This window comes from Herpetosiphon llansteffanensis (assembly GCF_003205875.1).
Classification (GTDB): domain Bacteria; phylum Chloroflexota; class Chloroflexia; order Chloroflexales; family Herpetosiphonaceae; genus Herpetosiphon; species Herpetosiphon llansteffanensis.
In genome coordinates this window covers 42,534-49,209 of sequence record NZ_PUBZ01000102.1, presented here as the reverse complement: position 1 = coordinate 49,209, position 6,676 = coordinate 42,534, and the positions used below count along the sequence as shown (strand labels likewise).

The window sequence follows — 6,676 nt, the reverse complement described above, 5'->3', positions numbered from 1 at the left end:
GTGCGCTGGTGGCATGCGGTGACGCTTGATACCAATCATCAACGAGGACAGAGAGGATGGTCATCACATCAGACAATGGTATACTGGACATCGACGGAACTCCTTCTGATGGTGGGTAAGCACTTCCATCGTGGGACTTCCGTCGTTTTTTGTCAAGGAATACGTTCGTGATAACTCACATCAGACGTATTCTATCTGCCAGCGATACCTGCATTTTTTGCCGAAAGGCTCACAAGTTTAAATAAACGCCCGCCGGAGCAAACTCCAGCGGGCGTTACGATCACCGTTGCAATCGAGGTTTAGCCGCGTTTTTCGACTGGGACGAAATCGCGAGCATCGTAGCCAGTGTAGATCTGGCGGGGACGCGCAATTGAGGTTTCCTTGTCGTTGTGCATTTCATCCCATTGGGCCAACCAACCCACCGTGCGTGGAATGGCAAACAATACAGGGAACATATCGACAGGGAATTTCATTGCTTGGTAGATAATGCCCGTGTAGAAATCGACATTAGGATAAAGTTTGCGTGAAACGAAATATTCATCTTCAAGCGCAATCTTTTCAAGTTCCAAGGCAATGTCGATCATGGGGTTGCGCCCAACGACTTCAAACACATCGTAGGCCAGCTTCTTCACAATCGCAGCGCGGGGATCGTAGTTCTTGTAGACGCGGTGGCCGAAGCCCATCAACAAGACTTCACGATTCTTGACGCGGCGGATGTAATCGGAGACATTGCTGGCGGAACCGATTTCTTGCAACATGCGCAGCACTTGCTCATTTGCGCCACCATGCAGCGGGCCATACAAAGCAGCAGCAGCAGCAGCCATCGCCGAATAAGGATCGACGTTTGAGCTACCAACCGAGCGCATTGCATTCGTGCCACAGTTTTGCTCGTGGTCGGCATGCAAAATGAACAAGACATCCAAGGCTTTTTCCATAATTGGATCAGGTTGATATGGATCGGCCTTTTGGAACATCATCTTCAAGAAATTGCCAGTATAGCTCAGCGAGTTATCGGGGTAGACATAGGGCAAGCCCATGCGTTTGCGATAGGCATACGCCGAGATCGTGGTTACTTTGGCAATCAAACGGGCAATTTGCAAGCGGCGGGTAGCAGGGTCTTTGATGTTTTTTGCTTGAGGATAGAAGGTTGACATCGCGCTCAGCGTGCTAATCAACATCCCCATTGGGTGGGCATCAAAGTGGAAACCATCCATCAACTTTTTGATATTTTCGTGGACCATGGTGCGGTGGGTAATTTCATGCACCCAGCCATCAAGTTGTGGTTTGGTTGGCAATTCGCCGTTGAGAATCAAGTAGGCGGTTTCGAGGTAGCTGCTACTATCGGCCAATTGCTCAATTGGGTAGCCGCGGTAGCGGAGAATCCCAGCGTCGCCGTCGATATAGGTAATTGCGCTACGGCATGATGAGGTGTTATTGAAGCCTGGATCGTGAGTCATCAGCCCAAAATCTTCAGCATCGGCTTTAATCTGACGTAAGTCGAGGGCGCGGATGGTGCCATCGACGATGGGCAATTCGTAAGTTTTCCCAGTACGATTATCGGTGATCGTCAAGCTGTTAGTCACCAGCGACCTCCTAAAAGCTTAGAACAAAGCTGAGGCGACATTGCCTCAAAAATTCTGATTGGTGTGTCATTGTAACATAAGCTGCCCAACATTCGTTGCTAAAATAGGCCATTATGACGCACCATGTTGGCACACTGCGTTAGATTATGGGCTTAGGATGTTCGACCAGCTCGGTTAACACGCCATGCAGCGCTTTGGGGTGCAGAAAGGCAATCCGAGTTCCATGAATTCCAGGCCGGGCTTCTCGATCAATCAAGCGCACACCTTGGGATTGCAAGCGTTCTAAGGCATGGTCAATATTCTCAACCGTGTAGGCAATATGATGAATACCCTCGCCACGCTCGGCCAAAAATTTGGCAAACGCCGCTTCTGGGCTGGTTGGCGCAATTAATTCGAGCAGCGTCGTGCCAACCATACCAACCGCTACCCGCATATGGCGTTCGGGCATTTCGATAATTTCCCATTGATCAAGCGCCAATTGATCACGATAGCTGGCAATTGCTTGCTCCAAATCGTGCACAGCCAACCCAAGATGATCAACCCGCGTGAGCAGTTGCTCCATTGCAGCCTCACAAACACATCCAAAATCAGTCTTTTTAAGTGTAGCGCCAGCACCAGCAAACGTAAAGGATGAAGAGCATAGAACACAGAACATAGAACAGAGAGCAGAGAACATAGGAGTTGAGGTTAGGGTTCAGGGGCGAGGAGTCAGCGATTAGGCTATTTGATCTGCGCTTTGGGCTAGCGGAAACATAATCAGCAAAATCTGTGTGAATCTGTGGCTAAAAAATTAATCTTCGCGTCCTTCGCGCTCTTCGTGGTTTCATGCTTCGTGGCTCAGATGTTTAACGCAGAGGCGCAGAGGAACGCTGGCTATGGGCTGTTGGCTCTGGGCTACAGGAATGAATAATCTGGGCAATCTGTGCCAATCTGTGGCTAAAAATACTCATTCGTGCAATTCGTGTAATTCGTGGCGAAAAAAAAAATAAGCCTTTGTGGATAAAATACGCCACAACATTGACTCTTGACAACCGTCTGACTGGACGGTATTATTACCGTCTGACTGGACGGTTTGGAGGATTGCATGACCAAAAAAGATCCGCAAGCAACCAAGGCCAAGCTCTTGCATGCCACAGTTGAGGTGGTTATGGCCGATGGTGCTGCTAATCTGACGCTTGAAGCAGTTGCCAAAGCGGCACAGGTGAGCAAAGGTGGCTTGCTGCATCATTTTCCAACCAAAGAAGCCCTATTTCATGGCTTGTTGGAATTTGCCAAACAAGCTTGGGAGGCTTGCTTGGCTGCTGAATTAAGCAAAGATTCAAGCGCACAGGTTGGCTATTGGCATCGCGCCTATATCCATGCCAGCTTCAACCAAACGCCCCAAGATATTCAAATCTTGCATGCCATGCGGCGGGTGGTCTCAATCTATCCCAGTTTATTTGAGGCTTGGCGCGAAGCCTACGCCCAACCAATTTCCATTCCCCCCGACGATCGCCTAGCCTTAGGGCGCTCATTAACGATTCAATTGGCATGTGATGCACTGTGGTTTAGCGAATTAATTGGCTTGCCAACAATGCCATCAGCCACCCAACAGGCACTTTACGCCGAATTATTGAGGTTAACCTATGAGCAGTGATACGCTCACAGCAAACAATTCAACCGAAGATTGGTCGCAGATTAATTGGAAGCCGCGCTTTTTTGCAGTTTGGCTGGGCCAAGCCAGCTCCTTGGTTGGCAGCGCCCTAACCCAATTTGTGCTGATCTGGTGGATCACCCAAACCGTTGGCTCGGCCCAATCGCTCGCAATCGCAGGCATGATGGCGCTCTTGCCCCAAGCGGTCTTTGGGCCAATCGGCGGCATTATCGCCGACCGCTGGAATCGGCGCTTCATTATGATTAGCAGCGATCTCATCTCAGCACTCAGTATGGTCATTTTGATTGTATTGTTCGCCACCGAGCAGATTCAGCTTTGGCATATTTATACCTTGATGTTTCTGCGCAGCACAATGCAGGCCTTTCAAAGCCCCGCTGCGACCGCCAGCACCAGCCAACTTGTGCCGCCCGCTTGGCTAACCCGCGCCGCTGGCATGAATCAGATGATCTATGGCTTGATGAGCGTAGCCGCCGCGCCACTGGGGGCCTTGGCCATGAGTGTCTTTTCGCTCGAAGGTGCATTGATGATCGATGTGGTCACGGCGCTGCTCGCAATTACGCCATTGTTGTTTTATAAAATTCCCCAAACCATGCAAACCAGCGCAGAGCAAGTGAGCATGTGGCAAGATTTTCGCAGCGGCCTCGCCATGGTTATGAACAATCGCGGCTTAGTGCTGTTGTATGGCGTTACCTTGTTGATGGTTGCGGTCTTAATTCCAGGCTTCGTGCTCACCCCGCTCTTAATTCAGCAAGAATTTGGCGGCGGCGTTGAGCGAGTTGCCTTGATGGAAGGGATTGGTGGCCTGGGAATGTTGATTGGTGGCGTGATGATTAGCCTCATTCAGTTCCCAATGCGCCGAATTGTGTTGGTGCTGGTGATGTTTGCGCTTTCGTCGGCCATGGTTGGCTTCACTGGGATGGTTCCAGGCGCACTTTTTTGGATTGCGGTTGTGCTGTGGTTTATCAGCGGCGTAACCTACACCATCGGCAATGCGCCAATTATCGCCATCATTCAAACAATTGTGCCCAACCAACTGCAAGGCCGCGTGCTCTCACTCTATTCAACCATGATTGGGCTTGCAGGGCCAATCGCCTTGATTTTTGTCGGGCCGCTCAGCGAATTAATTGGCATTCGTATGATCTTTATTGCAGGTGGGTTTCTAGCAGCGCTCGTGTGTATGCTTGGGTTTCTATCGCCCAGTATTTTGCGCATTGAGCAACAACCTGTTCAGTCCGAGCAACATTAATTGATTAAGCGGCTTCCATGAAAATTATGGAAGCCGCTTAATTATTCGTGCTTATTCAAATGGCTCAAATAAAGGATACGACTCAGGATAGGCCGCTAAAATGGCTGGATCATTCCAGATCTGATCGAATAGTGCATTAATTTGTTGTGTGTCATCAATTAATTGCAGCAAAAAATCATTATTAAACCAAAAATTGCCAGCTGCTTCAATCCTATCATGATCAGCTGAATTTAACGCATAGATCACCTGAATATCGCCACTTCTGCCCTGTACTTGGAGCTGCAAGCGAAAGTTATTAACTTCCATATAGGCAAAATCGCTGTTCAATTCCGCATCATAGGTGCGGAGCGTTAGCCACGGCCTAAGCTGTTCAGCAAAACGCTTCAGGGTTGCGCGATTAAACCAACAATCAAAATGATCAACCTGGAGCCAACGATCCTTGATCCGAATGCGCACCAATACGCATTGCTCGCGCAGATCAAGCGCAACGAAATGCAAGCCAAGTCGCTGTGCAGTACCCAAACCAATCAGCAACGGTTTAATTTCCATCCTTTTCCCTCCAAATGTATACGTCGATTCATTAACAGCTTGCTTGGAATATTAATTCACATTTTATTTTGCCAATATCAGGCTAGGTATGCTAAACTAGCGATCAATACAACTATGGGGCTGCCCGATTCTTCCCCACGGGCACATGCATGGATACAATCGAATTCATCCACCTCCAACCTTCCGACGAGATCGAAATCATTATCAACGGAATCCCGCTACTCACCTATGTTGCCAACATCGAACAATATTTGATTGATCCCCATGACCCGTATCAAAAAGCTGGCGATCACATCAATATTCAGACTTACCATTTTGAGCAATTGAATTCTCAACGTGGCTATTTAGCCTGTTATGATCAATTGCCACTCCTTCGTTGTTGTAGTGTTTGCGGCAACCCATCGATTATTACCCATATGACTGTCACACACGAGTTAGTTATTTGGCACAATTTTGATCAACTCCATAATAACTATAGACCCTATCCATGGGTATACAATGGGCTTGGCCCGTTTACGTTTGATCGGCAACAATACACCATGGCGTGGCAACAGGCGGCTCAATCAAGCCTTACTGATGAAATTGAAGCCGAGCTATTCTATGATGGTGGGTATTATGGGTGGGCGCTTCGCATTAAGGATAATCATGCGGCGCTGCCTAGTGCAGGCCAAGCAATTAGCCTGGATTATGCAAACACGACTGGCGAATTTCGTTGTTTTGATCGCTATCGGGAGCATCGCTGGCGACTTGATTTCATGCGTGAGTATTTGTATTTAGCCCGCGAAGGTTCGAGCCATTACGAACGAATCCTCTTCGCTCAGGATTCAACCATCTTTGCACAATGGTTTGGCGCGAAACTCAATGATTATGCACTGTTATGGCAAAAACCGCAATTGCACGCGAGGTTTGCCAATGGAAGCCTATGGCAGATGGCTCAAACGCATATTATCACCTTACCAATTGGGTTGACGGTGCTTGTTCCCCAGCAAAGCTACAACTTAGTCGAAGCCATCGATTTAACTATCGAACGCTATCAGCGCTTGCTTCAATGATTTGATGCAGCTTCAAGCGTTGCTTGTGCGCGGATCCGTTTGAGGGTCGTAACAAATGGGTGGTCATTCCCTTGGATATTCAGTGGCAAAGCATATTGTTGGAGAAGCTCAGGTTTAATTAACCAAGGCTGAGGATCAATAATCCATGAAACTCCAGTATGCGCCTTGATCCATTGTGACAAACGCTCCTCACCAGCGCCAAACGTTAAATACTTGCTAGTCCCATTGGGAGTAAGCTGTAAATTCAGTTGTTCCTTCAACAAACAACCTAAACTTTTGCGTAACGTCGAACGATTCGATGGGCCCGATAGGTGATCCTGCAAACGCTGCGCTAAATTTCTGGTAGTTGTCGGATTATGCCCAGAAGGTGCAATCCCAATATGCAGCAATGTCCAGCCATCAACGTACAAACAGCCTTCGCTTGGAACCAGCGGCGGAATCGTTTTAAACCACCAGCCATAAACTCCTGGTTTTGCTAGGGCTGTTGCAAATTGATTAAGTAACTGGACAGTAGGGACAATTGTTGAAGGTCGCAGCAATGGTATCCACTTGGTATCCATCCAAATATCCTCGCTTAAGCATAAAAAATGCT

7 protein-coding genes are annotated in these 6,676 nt (G+C 48.3%); 3 read left to right on the top strand and 4 right to left on the bottom strand.

What is annotated here, in order from left to right; all coding sequences use genetic code 11:
- Positions 1 to 299: 299 nt before the first annotated feature.
- Positions 300 to 1,583 carry a citrate synthase gene (locus C5S61_RS14865; protein ID WP_054532525.1) on the bottom strand — a complete coding sequence of 428 codons (1,284 nt, stop codon included), beginning with the start codon at positions 1,581 to 1,583 and terminating at the stop codon, positions 300 to 302.
- A gap of 139 nt (positions 1,584 to 1,722) precedes the next feature.
- Positions 1,723 to 2,145 (bottom strand): methylmalonyl-CoA epimerase, encoded by a 423-nt coding sequence (gene mce, locus C5S61_RS14860; protein ID WP_110515928.1) that lies wholly within the window; start codon positions 2,143 to 2,145, stop codon positions 1,723 to 1,725.
- A gap of 522 nt (positions 2,146 to 2,667) precedes the next feature.
- Here mce and C5S61_RS14855 point away from each other — a divergent pair.
- Complete coding sequence (locus C5S61_RS14855) at positions 2,668 to 3,219, top strand: TetR/AcrR family transcriptional regulator (protein ID WP_110515926.1); 552 nt, start codon at positions 2,668 to 2,670, stop codon at positions 3,217 to 3,219.
- The gene (locus tag C5S61_RS14850; protein ID WP_110515924.1) at positions 3,209 to 4,483 is read left to right on the top strand and encodes an MFS transporter; all 1,275 of its coding nucleotides are present in this window, start codon (positions 3,209 to 3,211) and stop codon (positions 4,481 to 4,483) included. Before C5S61_RS14855 ends, C5S61_RS14850 begins: the two co-directional genes overlap by 11 nt.
- A gap of 51 nt (positions 4,484 to 4,534) precedes the next feature.
- Here C5S61_RS14850 and C5S61_RS14845 read toward each other — a convergent pair whose 3' ends face one another.
- On the bottom strand, positions 4,535 to 5,032 hold the full coding sequence (locus tag C5S61_RS14845; protein WP_110515923.1) for a hypothetical protein: 498 nt from the start codon (positions 5,030 to 5,032) through the stop codon (positions 4,535 to 4,537).
- Between the two features lie 149 nt (positions 5,033 to 5,181).
- Here C5S61_RS14845 and C5S61_RS14840 point away from each other — a divergent pair, with 149 nt between their 5' ends.
- Positions 5,182 to 6,084 (top strand): hypothetical protein, encoded by a 903-nt coding sequence (locus C5S61_RS14840; protein ID WP_110515921.1) that lies wholly within the window; start codon positions 5,182 to 5,184, stop codon positions 6,082 to 6,084.
- Here C5S61_RS14840 and C5S61_RS14835 read toward each other — a convergent pair.
- On the bottom strand, positions 6,078 to 6,644 hold the full coding sequence (locus C5S61_RS14835; protein ID WP_110515920.1) for a GIY-YIG nuclease family protein: 567 nt from the start codon (positions 6,642 to 6,644) through the stop codon (positions 6,078 to 6,080). The genes C5S61_RS14840 and C5S61_RS14835 overlap by 7 nt on opposite strands.
- Positions 6,645 to 6,676: the final 32 nt, after the last annotated feature.

Bases quoted from the DNA above. Each gene is read 5' to 3' on its own strand.
- mce (WP_110515928.1), bottom strand. From the start codon at position 2,145: ATGGAGCAACTGCTCACGCGGGTTGATCATCTTGGGTTGGCTGTGCAC.
- C5S61_RS14855 (WP_110515926.1), top strand. From the start codon at position 2,668: ATGACCAAAAAAGATCCGCAAGCAACCAAGGCCAAGCTCTTGCATGCC.
- C5S61_RS14850 (WP_110515924.1), top strand. From the start codon at position 3,209: ATGAGCAGTGATACGCTCACAGCAAACAATTCAACCGAAGATTGGTCG.
- C5S61_RS14845 (WP_110515923.1), bottom strand. From the start codon at position 5,032: ATGGAAATTAAACCGTTGCTGATTGGTTTGGGTACTGCACAGCGACTT.
- C5S61_RS14840 (WP_110515921.1), top strand. From the start codon at position 5,182: ATGGATACAATCGAATTCATCCACCTCCAACCTTCCGACGAGATCGAA.
- C5S61_RS14835 (WP_110515920.1), bottom strand. From the start codon at position 6,644: ATGGATACCAAGTGGATACCATTGCTGCGACCTTCAACAATTGTCCCT.